Below are 14,906 nucleotides of genomic sequence, written 5' to 3' on the forward strand. Positions count from 1 at the left end.
GCACACGGGTGCCGGGCGGGGAGGGCCCGGACGGGGCGCCGGCGGGGTCAGTACCAGCGCTGGTTGAAGTTCTGGACGGACGGCGACGTCCACTGGCCGACCGGGGCGCCGTCGGAGGTGTCCCACCCGAAGAGGTCCAGGAGGAGCCCGCTGTGCCCGTTGTAGGCGTACCACTCCGGGTACCACTTGTGGTGGATCGTGTGCCAGGACTGGTTGAGGCCGCGGTTGCAGGTCCACTGGACGGCCTGGGTGCCCGGTTCGGTGCTGTAGTCGGGGATGTCCAGGCACTTGCCGCTGTTCACGTTGACGAACTCGTTGTAGGCGGTGCGGATCCACTGCTGGTTGGCGCCGCCGGTGCAGGTCCAGATGCGGACGGGGGCGCCGTCGTCGGTCCGCCAGTCGGCGACCTCCAGGCACTTGTCGATGGCGATGTAGCTGCGGATCGTCCGCGGGGTGCCGTCGGCGGCGTGGGCGCCGGCGGGCGGGACGAGGGCGAGGGCGCCGGTGGTGGCGAGCACGGCGGCGGCCACGCCGACGCGGCGGGTGGTGCGACGACGGGTCATGGTGTTCCCCTCGATGCTTGCGGGACGGGACGGGACGGGACGGGGCGGGGCGGTCGCTTCGCGGTCGGCTGTGCGGGCCGGTCCGGGGGCGGGCTAGGAGTACCACCGCTGGTTGGCTCCGCCGTTCCAGGCCCACTGGATGACGCGGGTCCCGTCCGCGGAGCCGCCGCCGGCCAGGTCGAGCAGGAGTCCGCTGTTGAGGTTGACGATCCGGCGGGTGCCGTCGGACAGTCGGTCGGCATCGCTCCACCGCTGCTCGGGGTTGCCGTTGCAGGTCCGCTGCTCGACCTGGACGCCCCAGACGGTGGAGGCCTTGGGGATCTCCAGGCATCTGCCGCTGCGCACGTTGACCAGTTGGCCGGCTTCGGTCCAGTACCACTGCTGGTTGGCGCCGCCGTGGCAGGTCCACTGCCGGCCGGGGGCGCCGTCGTCGGTGCGCCAGTCGGCGATCTCCAGGCACTTGCCGGTGGCGGCGCTGCGGAGCTGGATCTGCGGGTTGTCGTCGGCCGCCGCCGGTGCGGCGGGAAGGGCCGCCGCGAGGGCGGCGGCGAGGGCGGCGGTGAGGGCCGCGGCGCCGAGGTGTCGTCTTCGGGCGGGGACGGTATCGGTCACGGATGTCCTCCTGAGGTGCTGTCAGAGGTGCGACGGGTGGTGCGCTCGGACAGGAAGCCGAGGAGTCGGAACCACGACTCCCTTGCGGCTTCGCGGTGTTGGACCGCCGTGAGTTCGAAATAGTTGTGCGGAGCCTGCGGAAAAGTCATGAACTCGTGTTCACATCCCGCTTCGGTGAGCGCGGCGTCGAAGGCGGCGACGGCGCTCGGCGGGATGTGCTCGTCGGCGCCGCCCCAGAAGGCGAGGACCGGCGCGGTGAGACCGGAGGCCAACTGGGTCGGCCCCGGGGCGCCGTTGAGGGTGTCGGGGTAGCCGTAGAAGCCGACCGCTCCGGCCAGGCCGAAGCGCGGTGCGGCGGCGCGGAAGGCCTGCCGGCCGCCGAAGCAGAAGCCGAGCGCGACCACCTCGGCGGAGCCGAGAGCGCGCAGCCGGGCGGCGCCGGCCGCGAGGTCGGCGTCCAGGCCCTCGGGGGTGAGCGCGAGCAGGTGCGGCAGCAGGTCCGGGAGCTCGCCGAATTCCGGGGCGCGGTTCTCCGGGTCGGCGCCGGCGGTGCGTCCGTAATAGTCGACGACGAGTGCCGGGAATCCCTGCTCGGCGAGCCGGACGGCGGTCTGCCGGTAGAAGCCGGAAAGCCCCTTGTTGTCCGGCAGCACGAGCACGCCGGGCCCGGCGGGGTGCTCCGGGCGGGCCAGGAAGGCGGCGAACACCGTGCCGTCCGTCGAGGTCAAGGCGATGGCGGCGGCCTCGGCGAGGGCGTGGGTGGCGGGGGAGAAGGCGGGCGGGGCGGCGTCGGCCTCGTAGCACACGGGAAGTCCTTCGCGGTCGCGGAAACGCCGGGCGCGAACGGTGCGCGCCCGGCGGTCCGAGATGCTAGCGGGAATTCCCTGAGGAATTTCCCATCATATCGACGGCGAATTTTTTTCGAAAGAGCTTTTCGGTTCCGAAATGGTGACGTTCTCCAGGGCCTGCTCCTCGGCCCGGCGCAGCGCGCCGGCACTCAGCAGCAGTGCCGCGGCGAGCGCGGTGACCACGCCGAAGGAGGCGGTGAGCGAGGTGGCCTGGGCGAGGCCGCCGACGATCGCCGGGGCGATCAGGCTGGAGGTGTAGGTGACGGTGGCCACGCCGGCGATGGCCTGGCTGGGGTTGCTGCCGATCCGGCCGGCCGCGGCGAAGGCCAGCGGGACCACCACGGCGACGCCGACCCCGATCAGCGCGAACCCGGGGATGGCGAGCGCCGGGCGGTCGGCGGCGACCACCAGCAGCCCGCCGGCGGTGGCGATCGCGCCGCTCAGCCGGGCGGCCCGGACGGCGCCCAGTCGGCGGATCGCCGCGTCGCCGGCCAGTCGGCTGACCGCCATGGTGAGCGAGAACGCGGTGTAGGCGGCCGCCGCCACGGTGGGCGAGGCGCCGGTCACGTCGCGCAGGTAGACGCCGCTCCAGTCCATCGAGGCCCCCTCGGCGAACACCGCGCAGAAGCCGACCAGCCCGATCACCAGCGAACTGCGCGGCGGCAGCGCGAACCGCGGCGGCGCCTCGGCCTGCTCCGGGGCGCGCAGGTCCGGCAGCGCGCCGCAGACCGGCTGGGTGATCGCGAGCAGCACGAAGGCGGTGACGCCGATCTGCACCCGGGGGTCGAAGTCCTGGTGGGCGGCCAGGATGCCGATGCCGGCGGCCACCAGTCCGCCCGCGCTCCACATGCCGTGCAGGCCGGACATGATCGAGCGGCCCAGCCGCTGCTCGATCTCCACGCCCTGGGCGTTCATCGCCACGTCCGACATGCCCGCCGTCGCGCCGTAGGCCAGCAGGAACAGGCAGAGCACCGGCAGCGAGGGGGCGAGCACGGGCAGCGCGAGCGCCAGGCAGACGAGCGACAGCAGCCCGGCGACCGCCGCCCGCCCGCCGAAGCGGTGCACCACCCGGCCGGCCAGCGGCATCGCGAGGGAGGAGCCGACGGCGGGCATCACCAGGGCGAAGCCGAGCTGGCCGGCGGAGAGGCCGAGGTGGTCCTGGATCCACGGGATCCGGCTGACGAAGGTGCCGCCGACGGCGCCGTGCACCGCGAAGGTGAGGGAGACGGCGACCCTCGCGCGGCGGGCGGCGCCGGTGCCGCCGAAGGGTGGTCCTGCTGCGGTCAGGCTGGTGGTCATCGGCTCTTCCCTCCCCGTCGCGCGCGGCGCGGCGGTGCCCTGGGGGTGGTGTGGTGGATGCGGTGGTGCCCGTCGACGTGGCAGTGCGGCGACGGTTCGATAAATTATCAGGAAGGGACCCTGATAGAAATACTCTGGAAGGATGTCCGGCCATGACCACCGCGCGTACGGCCACGCCGAGCACCGCCCGGGCGATCAACGACCGGTTGGCGCTCAACCTGCTGCTCGACCAGGGACCACTCACCGCGACCGAACTGCGCGACCTCACCGGCCTCTCCCGGCCCACGGTCGCCGACCTGCTCGACCGGCTCCAGCGCACCGGCCTGGTCGCCGTCGTCGGCGAGCGCGGCGAACAGCGGCGCGGTCCCAACGCCCGGCTCTACGCCCTGGTCGCCTCCCGCGCCCACCTCGGCGCCGTCGACGTCCGCTCCGGCGGCGTCACCCTGGTCGTCGCCGACCTCGCCGGGCAGACCCTGGGCGCCGCCGAGATCGCCGTCGCCGAGCCCGGTGACGACGCCGCCGCCCACCGCGCCGCCGCGGGCCGGATCGTCGGCACCCTGCTCGACACCGCCCGCCGGGCCGGCGTCGAGCACCTGCACACCGTCGCCGTCGGCGCCCCCGGCCTGGTCGACCCCGCCACCGGCCGGCTCCAGTCCACCGGCGAACTGCCCGCCTGGCACGCCGAACTCCTCACCGCCCTGCACGAGCTGCCCGGCACCGACGTGATCCTGGAGAACGAGGTCAACCTCGCCGGGCGCGCCGAGCACCGGATCGGCGCCGCCCGGGGCCGCGACGACTTCGTGCTGGTCTGGCTCGGCCACAGCGTCGGCGCCGCCGTCGTCCTGGACGGCAGGCTGCGCCGCGGCGCCCGCGGCGGCACCGGCGAGATCTGCTTCCTGCCCGTCCCCGGCACCGCCGGACTGCCCTCCGCGACCAGCTGCGAGGGCGGCTTCCACGGCCTGGCCGGCAGCGCCGCCGTCTGTGCGCTGGCCCGCGCCCACGGCCTGCCCGCCGACGCCGCCGACGACGCGCCCGCCGCCGAGGCCGCCGTCCGCGCCGCCCTCGACTCCCTCGACGCGCCCGGCGGAGGGCGGCCCGGCGGGCCGTTCCTGGACGAGCTCGCCGAACGGATCGCCCTCGGCGTCTCCGCGGTCTGCGTGGTCCTCGACCCCGGCTGCGTCGTCCTCGGCGGCGAGATCGGCCGGGCCGGCGGCGTCGAACTCGCCGCGCGGGTCGAACGCCGGCTCGCCGCGCTCTCCCCGCTGCGCACCGAGGTCCGCCCCGGCGAGACGGGCGGCGGCGCGGTGCTCGGCGGCGCCGTGCTCACCGCGGGCGACGCCGTGCGCCGGGACCTCTTCGGCGAACCGTAGGGCCTGTGCTCCGGCCCGGCCGGCGGGTACGGCAGGATGGGCCGCGGGGCCGGGACCGGGCGGGGGCGAACCACGGCCCGACGCCTCCCCGGCCGATCGTCCGCACCACCGTCAGGAGTCGCAACCATGGGCCAGCCCGGGGCACCGGCCAACCCCTACCGCATCGGCGAGGCCGCGGCGCTGCTCGGCGTGAGCGCCGACACCATGCGGCGCTGGGTGGACGCCGGCCGGATCGCCGCCGCGCGCGACGAGCACGGCCACCGGATCATCGCCGGCGCCGAGTTGGCCGCCTTCGCGCGCGAACTGGCCCGCCCCGAGACCGCCGCCGCCGAGGGGCGCCCCTCCTCGGCCCGCAACCGCTTCCCGGGCATCGTCACCGATGTGGTGCTCGGTGACGTCGCCGCCCAGGTGGAGATCCAGGCCGGGCCGTTCCGGGTGGTCTCGCTGATCAGCCGGGAGTCGGCGGAGGAGCTGGAACTGGTGCCCGGGGCACCTGCCACGGCCGTCATCAAGTCCACCAATGTGATGATCGAACGACGCTGAGCGCCGACGCACCGAACGCCGAGTGATCGAGCGCCGAGCGATCGAGTGCCGACGAGAGGACCGCCGATGCCCCACGACCCGCTGCCGTCCACCCAGGCTGCCGTCCTCGCCGTCGAGGCGATGGCCGCCCGGCACGGCCGCCCGGTGCGGACCAGCCACGACATCGGCCGCGACCAGACCTTCGCCGGCCTGGTCGCGGCCGACGGCGGTACGGACGAACTGGCCGCGATACCCCACGAGGCGCTGGTCGAGATCGCGGGCGTCCCCGAGGTCACCGTCCGCCTCTTCGTCCACGACGAGGCCGTGGTCACCGTCGACCAGATCGCCTTCGACGTGCCGCGCGACAGCGTCCCGGCCTTCCTGAACGCGGTGTGGACCGGCCTGGTCCACCTCAGGCAGCGGGTCTTCCCGCCCTCCTGCACCATGATCGTCACCGTGCCGGGCGAGCGGAGCTACCGTGAGGCCGTCACCCTGTACACCCTGACCCCGTGGCTGGCCGGGAAGCTCCGCTGATCCCGGCCGCCCGCCAACCCCGCCGCTCCGACGACCCGATGAACGGACCGATGAACGGACCGATGACCGCATCCGCCGCCCGCCGCCCCGTCCTCGCCGTCGCCCACCGCGGCGACCCGTACCGCCACCGCGAGAACACCCTGCCCTCCGTCGAGTCCGCGTTCGCCGCCGGCGCCGACGCCGTCGAGGTGGACGTCCGGCTGACCCGCGACCGGGTCCCGGTCCTGCTGCACGACGCCACCCTGGAACGCCTCTGGGGCGACCCGCGCCCGCTCTCCCGGCTCACCGCCGAGCAGCTCGACGCCTTCGACGACGGCCGCCACCGCGTCCCCACCCTCGCCGAGGCGCTCAAGGCCACCGCCGCCGCCACCGCGCCCGGCGCCAGGCTGCTCATCGACCTCGACGACGCCGGCCCGGCCGCCGCCGCCTGGGAGGTCGTCACCGGCCTCGGCGCCGAGCAGCGGGTCGCCTTCTGCGGACCCACCGCCGCCATGCTCGCCGTGCGCGCCCTCAGCCCCGACGCCGAGATCGCGCTCACCTGGAAGCAGCCGAGGCTGCCCGTGCGCGCCCTGCTCGACGACCTGCGCCCGCGGTACATCAACCCGCCGTTCGGCCTGGCCACCCCCGCCTTCACCGCCGCCGCCCACCAGGCCGGCCTGGCCGTCTCCACCTGGACCGCCGACCTGCGCCGCACCATGCGCAAGCTGCACGAGGCCGGCGTCGACTCGATCACCAGCAACCGGATCGCCCTGCTGCGCGCCGTCCTGGACGGCCGCCGGTGACCGGACGCCCGCCGGGGGAGGACGGCGGGGTCCTGGGCCTGCGGGCGCTCGGCCGCGCGCTGCTGGCCCGACAGCACCTGCTGGAGCGCGCCGGCCTCACCCCGGCCGCGATGATCGGGCACCTCGGCGGCCTCCAGGCCCAGGCCGCCCCGCAGCCGCCCTATCTCGGCCTGCTCGCCCGGCTCGACGGCTTCACCCCCGACGCGCTCACCGAGCTGATCGAGACCCGGCGGGTGGTGCGGATCGCCCTCCAGCGCGGCACCATCCACCTGGTCACCGCCGAGGACTGCCTGGCCCTGCGCCCCCTGTTGCAGCCGCTGCTGGACCAGCAGCTGCGCACCACCTACGGCAAGCGGCTGGTCGGCCTCGACCTCGACGCGCTCGCCGCCGAGGCCCGCGCCCTGGTCGAGGCGGAGCCGCTCACCTTCCAGCGGCTGGGCGCCGAACTGGCCGCCACCCGCCCGGACCGCGACCCGGCCGCGCTCGCCCAGGCGGCGCGCTGCGTGCTCCCGCTGGTGCAGGTCCCGCCGCGCGGCCTGTGGGGGCGCGGCGGCCCCGCCGCGCACACCACCGCCGAGGCCTGGCTGGGCCGGCCGCTCGACCCGGTGCCCCCGCCCGACGGCCTCGCACTGCGCTACCTCGCCGCCTTCGGCCCGGCCACCGCCGCCGACCTGCAGAAGTGGTGCGGCCTCAGCCGGCTCGCCCCGGTGCTGAAACGGCTCGTCCCGGGGCTGGTCACCTTCCGCGACGAGCAGGGCAGGCTGCTGTACGACCTGCCCGACGCGCCCCGGCCCGACCCCGACACCCCCGCGCCGGTCCGGCTGGTCGCGCCGTTCGACAACCTGCTGCTCTCGCACGCCGACCGCACCAGGGTGCTGCCGGAGGCGTACCGGCCGAGGGTGATGACCCAGAACGGCATCGTGCTCGGCAGCCTGCTGGTGGACGGCCTGGTCGCCGGGAGCTGGCAACTGGCCGAGGCGGGTGCCGGGCCGCGGTCGGTGACGGTCCGCCCGTTCGCGCCGCTCGGCCGGGCCGACCGGCGGGCCGCGCTGGCCGAGGCCGAACGGGTGCTCGCCTTCGCGGGCGGCGGTGGTGAGGTCCGCTTCGAGGAGGACGGCTAGCGCGTTCGACGGGCGGACGGATGTACGGGCGCCGTGACTCGTTGGGGTGGCTCGACGGCGGTGCTCTGGGCCCGAACCGGCAGGGGTGGCTTGAATCGACCCACCCTAGTGAAAGGGAGTCGACCGTGGCCCCCGTGAACGATGGCGTCTACGCGATCGCCAAGCCCGATGAGCAACTGCTCACCCTTCAGACCCCCGAGGAGTTCGTGGTGGTCCTGCCCCCGACCGGCGAGCCCGGGGAGCAGGAGTGGGAGGTGGTCGGCCGTGACAACGGGAACGTCGTCATCAGGAACCTGCGGCACGGCTCCTACCTCGGCCTGGACGGTCCGCCGGAGGTCAACCAGCAGGTCCGGGGCACCGCCGAGGCGTTCGAATGGGCGCTGTACCAGGCCGCCGAGCGGTTCTCCTTCCACGTCGTGCTCCCCGGCGGCCCGGTCGAGGGCCAGGAACTGGCGCTGGACCTGAGCGTGCTGGACATCTTCCCCCAGCGCACCGCGCTGCGGCCGCTGGAGGCCGAGGACCAGCGGCAGGCCTGGCTGTTCCAGTTCCACGAGTGAACCGTGGCCGTCCGCCCCGGTGGTGCCGTGAGCGCCGGGGCGGACGCGCCCGAAAGTGAGCAAAACGGGCACATGATCGGATCATCTGCTGAGATGGGGCAGACCTGGACCGATCGACCGGACGGAGGAACGGATGCCGGGGCAGACTCCGCCCGAACGACGGCCCGCCGACCACCGACGCCCCTACCTGATGCTGCCGGCCCCGGTCCGGGCCGCCGCCGCCTGGTCCGCCGCGCTCGTGCTGCTGATCACCGTCGCCTCGCTCGTCGTCTTCGCCCTGGTCGAACTGCGGGCCGCCACCGTCCCGGTGATCCTGGCCCTGCTCGGCACCTCGCTGCTCCAGCCCGTGATGCCGTGGATGGTCCGACGCGGCGTCAGCCGCTCCATGGCCGCCGGGCTCACCTGCGCCGTGCTGGTGGCCGCCGTCGGCCTGGTCATCGCCCTGCTGGTCAACTCCCTGGTGCACAGCGCCCCGCAGATCGCCTCGGCGCTCCAGGAGGCCGGTGACCGGCTCGCCGAGTGGCTCGGCCCCTTCGGCGAGAAGATCCGGCACGTGCTGGACAACGCCCAGGGCGAGACCAACACCCTCGTCACGACGCTCACCGACAGCGTGCTCTCCGGGCTCGGCCTCGCCACCCAGATCGCCACCGGCGCGGTGCTCGCGCTCGCCCTCGTCTTCTTCTTCCTGCGCGACGGCCACCGCACCGGCGACGCCATCCGCTCCTACCTGCCCGACCGCACCGCCGAGACGGTGGTGGCGTGCGGCGAGCGGGCCTTCGAGGCGATGGCCGGCTTCATGCGCGGCACCACCCTGATCGCCCTCATCGACGCCTTCTTCATCACCGTCGGCCTGCTCGTCCTCAGCGTCCCCGGTGCGCCGGGCCTCGGCGCGCTGGTGTTCATGGGCGCCTACATCCCGTTCGTCGGCGCCTTCCTCTCCGGCACCGTCGCCGTGCTGGTCGCCCTCGCCGACGGCGGCCTGGGCACGGCGCTCTGGGCGCTCGGCGTGGTGGTCGCCGTGCAGGTCGTCGAGGGCAACATCCTGCAGCCGCTGATCCAGAGCCGGACGGTGGAGCTCCACCCGGCCACCATCATGGTCGCCGTGGTGGCCGGCTCCGGGATCGCCGGCATCATCGGCGCCCTGCTGGCCGTGCCGGTGTGCGCGGCCGGGCTCGGGGTCGTCTCCGTGCTGCGCGGCGACCCCGGCCGGCGGCGCCGCAACGACCGAGACGGCGACGGCGACGGGGCCGAGGCAGGAGCCGGGGCGCCGGCGAAGGCGGCTCAGGAGGACGCGGCTCAGGAGTAGGTGAGGGGACGGCCGCGCCGCAGCGAGTACTCGGCGGCGCGCAGGAAGAGCGCCGCGTGGAAGGCGACGTCCAGGTCCTCGGTCCACCGGCCCGGGGAGGAGGCCGCCGCGGCCTCCGCGTGCCGGTCGAACCAGATGCCGATCTCCAGGTTGTCGCAGTGCTCGGGTATCCCCGGCGGCAGCGCGAGCAGTTCGGCCACCCGCCGGGCGGCGGCCAGCACCCGGGGCGCGTCCCAGACCGCCGTCACATCGTTGTAGCTGCACTCCACCGGCAGCACCAGCGGCGCCTCCAGCTCGACGGGCAGCAGCACGTCCCAGCCGAGCAACGCGTCCACCGTGCCGTCGGCCAGCCCGCTGCAGAACTGCTCGAAGCCGGAGATCGGGCGGTACAGCTTCTCCTCGAAGTGCCGCCCCGACCCGGCCCGGAACTCCGTCACCGGCGGGCAGACGAACGGCGGCAGGCCGCGCTCCGCCAGCGCCACGTCGACCGCCCGGGCGACCGGACCGAACCCCTCGTCGTCGTCGAGCCACTCGTCGGCCTCGACACTCACCAGATAGACACCCATGCCCGGGACGTTAGACGCCCCCACCGACAATGAGCCGTCCCGAATGTCGGTTGCCCGCGCGGGGCCGGTGGGGGAGAGTGCTCCGGGTGCGGCCGGTGATCACCGGAGGGCGGCGGAGAAGGGCGGGACAGGACATGACGACGGAACGGATCGTGGTGGCGGACGGGGCGGCCGGGCCGTACGGGATCACCGTCGGACCGGACGGGGCGCTCTGGTTCACCCTGGTGCACGCCGGGGAGGTCGGACGGCTGGCGGGCGACGGGACCGTCACCCGGTACGGGCTCGACGCACCCGGCTGCGGGCCCTCGGTGATCACGGCCGGCCCCGACGGCGCGCTCTGGTTCACCCGGATGCGCGACCACCGGATCGGCCGGATCACCGTCGACGGCGAGGCCCGCTGCTACGCCCTGCCCACCGAGGACTGCGGGCCGTACGGGATCGCGGCGGGCCCCGACGGCGCCCTCTGGTTCACCCAGCTGAACGCCGACCGGATCGGGCGGATCACCGTGGACGGCGAGGTGAGCGAGTACCCGCTGCCGGTCACCGGCGGCTTCCCGTCGATGATCACGGCCGGGCCGGACGGCGCCCTCTGGTTCACCCTCAACCAGGCCCACGCGATCGGGCGGATCACCCTCGACGGCGACATCACCCTGCACCCGCTGCCTACCGAGGGCGCCGCCCCGGTCGGCATCGCCCGCGGCGGTGAGGCGCTCTGGTTCGTCGAGATCGGCGCTGGCCAGGTCGGCCGGATCGGCGTGGACGGCGGGGTGACGGAGCATCCGCTGCCCGACCGCGCCGCCCGCCCGCACGCCGTCACGGCCGGGCCCGACGGCCGGCTCTGGTTCACCGAGTGGGCGGCCGGCCGGATCGGCTCCCTCACCCCGGACGGCGACTACACCGGCCACCCGCTCCCGGTCGAGGGCGCCGAGCCGCACGGCATCACCGTCGCCCCGGACGGCGCCGTGTACGCGGCGCTGGAGATCGGCGAGATCGTCCGGCTGGAACCGTAGGCCGTCGGCGGCGGCGGAGGGTGCGCGGCTCAGGGACGGGCGCGCGGCTCAGGGGGTGGTGCAGAGGTCGGCGGCGAGGGCGCAGAGGGCGGCGCGGTCGGGGCGGCCGGTCTTGGCGAGCAGGTTGGCCAGGTGCTTCTCCACCGTGCGCGGGGAGATGGAGAGCTTGCGGGCCAGTTCCTGGTTGCCCGGGCGGTCGGCGAGCAGCACCAGCACCTCGTACTCGCGGACCGTCACCCCGCAGGTGCGCAGGCCCGCCGGGACGGCGTCGCGGCCGCCGCGGTGCTGGGCGACGCTCGCGCCCGCCCGCCGCAGCAGGGTGCGGCAGGCGGCGGCCGCCGGCTGGACCTCCAGCTGGTGGAAGTACTCCTCGGCGGTGCGCAGCCAGGCCACCGGCTCGCCCCAGCCGTCGGTCAGCGCGGCCTCGGCGGTGAGCCGCAGCGCCAGGTGGTGCGCGAGCGGGAAGTCCGCGGCGGCCGGGCCGGCCTCGGCGAGGGCGCGGGCGGCCCGCTCCGGGTGGCCGTCGCGGCCCAGCACCACCGCGTCGGCGAAGCGCAGGAACTGGCGGTTCCAGGCCAGTTCGGCGGCGGGCGCGGCGGCGGCCCGGTCGAGTTCGGCGCGGCCCCAGCGGCCCTCGACCACCTCCAGCAGCGGGTGCAGGCCGTGTCGGCCGGCCAGGTAGAACACGCTGGGGTGCTCCTCCTCCCAGGCCAGGCCCGCGTCCAGCTCGGCGCGGGCCGCGGCGCGGTCCTCGGCGAGCAGCGCGCCGACCGCCCGGCAGAGCCCGTAGCGCAGCGGCGTCAGGAAGGACTCCTCGCCGCCGGCCTGCCGGAAGCGGGCCAGTTCGCGCTCCATCTCCCGGGTGCGGCCGAGGTGGGCGGCGAGGGTGGCGGAGGAGAGCAGCAGATAGCGGTGGGCGGCGAGGTTGTGCAGCCGGGCGGTGGCGTCGAGGCAGCGGTCGACGGTGCTGCGGGCGGTCTGCCACTCGCCGCGCATCACCGCGTTCATCGCGAGCAGGCCGTCGAGGGTCTGGGTCAGCACGATCGCGCCCAGCCCGGCGGCGGCCTCCCGGGCGCGCTCCAGGCGGGTGCCGTCGCCGGTGCGCATGAAGGCGTTGGCGCCCAGCCGCAGCATCGCCTCGACCCGCCAGACCGGCAGGGCGTTCGCCTCGGCGACGGCCAGCATCCGCTCCAGGCAGGCGTCGGCGGCGTCGAAGCCGCGCTCGCGGGCGAGCAGGGCGAGCAGCTGCCAGGCCTGGCAGGCGACCACCGGGAGGCCGGAGCGCTCGGCCACCTCGGCGGCCCGGCGGGCGCGGCGCTCGGCCTCGGCGAGGCGCGCGCCGGCCACCGCGGTGCAGCCCGGGGAACGGCCCTGGTCTCCCTCCGCCGCTCCGTCCGCCGCTCCGTCCGCCGCTCCGTTCGCTGCACCGTCCGTCCCGCCCTCCGGGGCCGGCGGCGCGTGGTCCGGCAGCAGCGCGAGGTGGCCCTCGACGACGGCCAGCGCGGCGTCCTGCTCGGGGCGGGGACGCCCGGCGGTGAGCGTGCGCACGGCGGCCACCTGGGCCACCGCGTCGGCGCCGCGCTCGGCCATCACGGCCGCCCAGGCGAGCCGGGTGTGCAGTTCGATCCGGCGCTCGACGGCGGGGACGGCGCCGACGGCCGGAGCGGTGGGCGCGGCCGGGGCCGGTGGCACCGGCGGCAGGGTGCGGACCAGGTCGAAGGCCCGGTCCAGCTGCCCGGACTCGGCCAGCGCCGGCAGCAGCCGCTCGGTGATGCCGGCCCGTTCGGCGTCCCCGGCGAGTTCGTGCGCGCGCTCCAGCAGCACCACCGCGGACCCCGCCGCACCCGCCTCCAGCACCCGCCGCCCGGCCTCCGCGAAGTGCACCGCCGCACCCGCCCGGTCGCCGCCGGCCAGCAGCAGTGAAGCGACCAACTGGCGGCGTTCCTCGGCGAGTTCAGGGTCGGTGCGGAGGATGGCGTGGGCCGCCCGGCGGGCCAGCGCGGCGCGTTCGGCGGGGGCCAGGGCGGCCGTCACCGCGTCGGCGGTGAGCGCGTGCCGGAAGGCGTAGCGGTCGGGGGCGGCGCCGTCCGGCACGATCACATTGGCTTCGGAGGCCGAGCGCAGGTGGCTGAACAGGGTGCGGTCGTCGTAGCCGGTGATCAGCTGCACGGTGGTGACCGAGAAGCGGCTGCCGAGGGTGGCCGCCGTCAGCAGCAGGTCCCGCACCTGCGGGTCGAGCTGGTCGATCCGCCGGCCCCAGCTGCGGACGATGGTGCTGGGCACTCCGGGGTGCGAGCCGTCGGCGAGCGCCCAGCGGCCGTCCTCGGCACGGCGCAGCGCGCCGGAGTCCAGCAGGTCGGCGAGCAGTTCCTCGACCAGGTAGGGGCAGCCGTCGCCGCGTTCGGTGAGGTGCTCGACCAGCGCGGCCGGAAGGTCGGTGCGCTCGCCCTCCAGGATCGCGGCGGCCAGCACGGCCACCTCGGCGGGCGGCAGCGGCCGCAGTTCGGTGACGGTGGCGGCGCGGCGGCGTTCGGCGGCGCGCACCAGGTCCAGGGCGGGGCCCGGTTCGGCGCGCAGCGTGGCGAGCAGCAGCACCGGCAGTCCGCCCAGGTTGTCGACCAGGTACTCCAGGACGGCGACGGTCTCCGCGTCGGTGTCGTGCAGGTCCTCCAGGAGCAGCACGCAGCCCTGGTCGCGGCCGAGCACCGCGAGCAGCCGCAGCAGCGCCTCGGCGAGTTCGACGACGGTCTCCGGGTAGGCACCGGGGCCGGCCGCGCTCTCCCGCCACTCGGGGACCAGCCGGGCCAGTGCCGGGCGGTAGGGGGCGAGTTCGGGGTCGGTGGGCGGTCCGGCGGCCCGGAACCGGGAGGAGAGCGCCTCGATCAGCGGCCGGAACGGCGTCACCGTGCCGGTCGAGCTGCCCCGCCCGCGCAGCACCGGCAGGCCCAGCCCGTACGCCTGGTAGGCGCACTCGCCGGCAAGCCGGGACTTGCCGATGCCGGCCTCGCCGAGCAGGAAGACCGCGCCGCCGCCCTGTTGGCGGGCGGTGGCCAGCGCGTCGCCGAGCATCGCCAGCTCGGGGGCGCGGCCGACGGTGATCGACGACGTGGTCCGCATGGCCGCAGGCTACCGGAGCGAGTCGCGGTGCACCGGGCTTCGGCCTGGTGGTGAAGCGATTCTGACACCTGCTCTGCCCTCAGGGGCGTCCTGGGGCGGGTGGTCCTGCTGTGGCCGCGACGGCCGTTCGGTCGGGCCAGGGCCGGGGTTGATGGTTCGTCGGGTCCGCCGCCGAGGGGCTGCCCGTTCCTCGGCGGCGGACGGTCCGGCCGGTCAGGGCCGGGGGTGGACCGGTGCTGCGGGCGGTGCTGCGGGCATTGCTCAGAAGGGCGTGGTCATGGTCGGGAACTCGACGATCGGCGGGATGGCGCCGCCGGTGCCGGCCAGCAGGCGGGAACGCAGACCCAGGCCGCTCCCCGGGCGCAGGCGGATCTCGCCGGCCGGGTGTTCGGCCGTCTCGCCGGGGCGGGCGGCGGAGTGCGGCGGGGTGAGCCGCTCATCGTGGTCGTGCATGGTTCGGAGCTCCGTTCGGGTCGCGGTGGATGGTCCGGGTGGTGCCGGCGTCCGGTGGTGAGGACGTCGTGCGGGTGGCGCCGGTTCGGTAGGGAGGGCCGGGACGGGTGGTGCGGGCCGCGGGGGGGCGCCCCCGGGCGCGCCCCCCCGCCGGGGGGGGGGGGGGGCCGGGGGCGGGCACCCCGGCGCCGGCCCGGCGGGGCGGGACCCCCCCCGCCCACACAGGCGCCCCCCCCCGGCGGGCGG

15 protein-coding genes are annotated in these 14,906 nt (G+C 75.7%); 8 read left to right on the plus strand and 7 right to left on the minus strand.

Features of this window, described 5'->3' with window-relative positions:
• Positions 1-47 precede the first annotated feature (47 nt).
• The 4 genes from ACFU74_RS19470 to ACFU74_RS19485 all read right to left on the minus strand — a co-directional run bounded on the left by ACFU74_RS19470 (position 48) and on the right by ACFU74_RS19485 (position 3,322).
• Positions 48-563 (minus strand): RICIN domain-containing protein, encoded by a 516-nt coding sequence (locus ACFU74_RS19470; RefSeq protein WP_380758230.1) that lies wholly within the window; start codon positions 561-563, stop codon positions 48-50.
• Between the two features lie 93 nt (positions 564-656).
• Positions 657-1,175, minus strand: coding sequence for an RICIN domain-containing protein (locus tag ACFU74_RS19475; protein ID WP_380758233.1), 519 nt, complete (start codon positions 1,173-1,175; stop codon positions 657-659).
• The gene (locus tag ACFU74_RS19480; protein WP_380758235.1) at positions 1,172-1,981 is read right to left on the minus strand and encodes a dienelactone hydrolase family protein; all 810 of its coding nucleotides are present in this window, start codon (positions 1,979-1,981) and stop codon (positions 1,172-1,174) included. Before ACFU74_RS19480 ends, ACFU74_RS19475 begins: the two co-directional genes overlap by 4 nt.
• A gap of 93 nt (positions 1,982-2,074) precedes the next feature.
• Positions 2,075-3,322, minus strand: a complete 1,248-nt coding sequence (locus ACFU74_RS19485; protein WP_380758237.1) for an MFS transporter — start codon at positions 3,320-3,322, stop codon at positions 2,075-2,077.
• A gap of 152 nt (positions 3,323-3,474) precedes the next feature.
• Between ACFU74_RS19485 and ACFU74_RS19490 the strand changes: the two genes are divergently transcribed.
• The 7 genes from ACFU74_RS19490 (at position 3,475) to ACFU74_RS19520 (ending at position 9,514) form a co-directional block, all read left to right on the plus strand.
• A complete protein-coding gene (locus ACFU74_RS19490; protein ID WP_380758239.1) occupies positions 3,475-4,692 on the plus strand; it encodes an ROK family transcriptional regulator in 1,218 nt (405 codons plus the stop codon).
• Between the two features lie 126 nt (positions 4,693-4,818).
• On the plus strand, positions 4,819-5,235 hold the full coding sequence (locus ACFU74_RS19495; protein WP_380758241.1) for a molybdopterin-binding protein: 417 nt from the start codon (positions 4,819-4,821) through the stop codon (positions 5,233-5,235).
• 66 nt (positions 5,236-5,301) lie between these two features.
• Positions 5,302-5,748: a hypothetical protein gene (locus ACFU74_RS19500; protein WP_380758243.1), complete on the plus strand. Its 447-nt coding sequence runs from the start codon at positions 5,302-5,304 to the stop codon at positions 5,746-5,748.
• A gap of 62 nt (positions 5,749-5,810) precedes the next feature.
• Positions 5,811-6,530 carry a glycerophosphodiester phosphodiesterase gene (locus ACFU74_RS19505; RefSeq protein ID WP_380758246.1) on the plus strand — a complete coding sequence of 240 codons (720 nt, stop codon included), beginning with the start codon at positions 5,811-5,813 and terminating at the stop codon, positions 6,528-6,530.
• Positions 6,527-7,651, plus strand: a complete 1,125-nt coding sequence (locus tag ACFU74_RS19510; RefSeq protein ID WP_380758248.1) for a winged helix DNA-binding domain-containing protein — start codon at positions 6,527-6,529, stop codon at positions 7,649-7,651. The genes ACFU74_RS19505 and ACFU74_RS19510 overlap by 4 nt, the downstream gene beginning before the upstream one ends.
• A 134-nt stretch (positions 7,652-7,785) precedes the next feature.
• Complete coding sequence (locus ACFU74_RS19515) at positions 7,786-8,208, plus strand: hypothetical protein (protein WP_380758250.1); 423 nt, start codon at positions 7,786-7,788, stop codon at positions 8,206-8,208.
• A gap of 133 nt (positions 8,209-8,341) precedes the next feature.
• Positions 8,342-9,514 carry an AI-2E family transporter gene (locus ACFU74_RS19520; protein ID WP_380758253.1) on the plus strand — a complete coding sequence of 391 codons (1,173 nt, stop codon included), beginning with the start codon at positions 8,342-8,344 and terminating at the stop codon, positions 9,512-9,514.
• On the opposite strand, the gene ACFU74_RS19525 is transcribed toward ACFU74_RS19520, so the two are convergent.
• Positions 9,505-10,080 (minus strand): hypothetical protein, encoded by a 576-nt coding sequence (locus ACFU74_RS19525; protein WP_380758256.1) that lies wholly within the window; start codon positions 10,078-10,080, stop codon positions 9,505-9,507. The genes ACFU74_RS19520 and ACFU74_RS19525 overlap by 10 nt on opposite strands.
• A 134-nt stretch (positions 10,081-10,214) precedes the next feature.
• Between ACFU74_RS19525 and ACFU74_RS19530 the strand changes: the two genes are divergently transcribed.
• Entirely contained in the window at positions 10,215-11,090 is an 876-nt protein-coding gene (locus tag ACFU74_RS19530) for a virginiamycin B lyase (RefSeq protein WP_380758258.1), read from the plus strand.
• A 48-nt stretch (positions 11,091-11,138) separates the two neighbouring features.
• Here the strand turns inward: ACFU74_RS19530 and ACFU74_RS19535 are convergent, their stop codons facing one another.
• Positions 11,139-14,207, minus strand: coding sequence for an AAA family ATPase (locus ACFU74_RS19535; protein ID WP_380758260.1), 3,069 nt, complete (start codon positions 14,205-14,207; stop codon positions 11,139-11,141).
• A gap of 261 nt (positions 14,208-14,468) precedes the next feature.
• Positions 14,469-14,660, minus strand: coding sequence for a hypothetical protein (locus ACFU74_RS19540; RefSeq protein ID WP_380758262.1), 192 nt, complete (start codon positions 14,658-14,660; stop codon positions 14,469-14,471).
• Between the last annotated feature and the right edge of the window lie 246 nt (positions 14,661-14,906).

Source organism: Kitasatospora sp. NPDC057500, assembly GCF_042802195.1.
Classification (GTDB): domain Bacteria; phylum Actinomycetota; class Actinomycetes; order Streptomycetales; family Streptomycetaceae; genus Kitasatospora.

What these genes read in the sequence shown, in the direction of transcription:
- ACFU74_RS19540 (WP_380758262.1), bottom strand. Translation starts at nt 14,660, where the DNA reads ATGCACGACCACGATGAGCGGCTCACCCCGCCGCACTCCGCCGCCCGC.
- ACFU74_RS19520 (WP_380758253.1), top strand. Translation starts at nt 8,342, where the DNA reads ATGCCGGGGCAGACTCCGCCCGAACGACGGCCCGCCGACCACCGACGC.
- ACFU74_RS19500 (WP_380758243.1), top strand. Translation starts at nt 5,302, where the DNA reads ATGCCCCACGACCCGCTGCCGTCCACCCAGGCTGCCGTCCTCGCCGTC.
- ACFU74_RS19470 (WP_380758230.1), bottom strand. Translation starts at nt 563, where the DNA reads ATGACCCGTCGTCGCACCACCCGCCGCGTCGGCGTGGCCGCCGCCGTG.
- ACFU74_RS19485 (WP_380758237.1), bottom strand. Translation starts at nt 3,322, where the DNA reads ATGACCACCAGCCTGACCGCAGCAGGACCACCCTTCGGCGGCACCGGC.
- ACFU74_RS19525 (WP_380758256.1), bottom strand. Translation starts at nt 10,080, where the DNA reads ATGGGTGTCTATCTGGTGAGTGTCGAGGCCGACGAGTGGCTCGACGAC.
- ACFU74_RS19490 (WP_380758239.1), top strand. Translation starts at nt 3,475, where the DNA reads ATGACCACCGCGCGTACGGCCACGCCGAGCACCGCCCGGGCGATCAAC.
- ACFU74_RS19505 (WP_380758246.1), top strand. Translation starts at nt 5,811, where the DNA reads ATGACCGCATCCGCCGCCCGCCGCCCCGTCCTCGCCGTCGCCCACCGC.
- ACFU74_RS19535 (WP_380758260.1), bottom strand. Translation starts at nt 14,207, where the DNA reads ATGCGGACCACGTCGTCGATCACCGTCGGCCGCGCCCCCGAGCTGGCG.
- ACFU74_RS19495 (WP_380758241.1), top strand. Translation starts at nt 4,819, where the DNA reads ATGGGCCAGCCCGGGGCACCGGCCAACCCCTACCGCATCGGCGAGGCC.
- ACFU74_RS19530 (WP_380758258.1), top strand. Translation starts at nt 10,215, where the DNA reads ATGACGACGGAACGGATCGTGGTGGCGGACGGGGCGGCCGGGCCGTAC.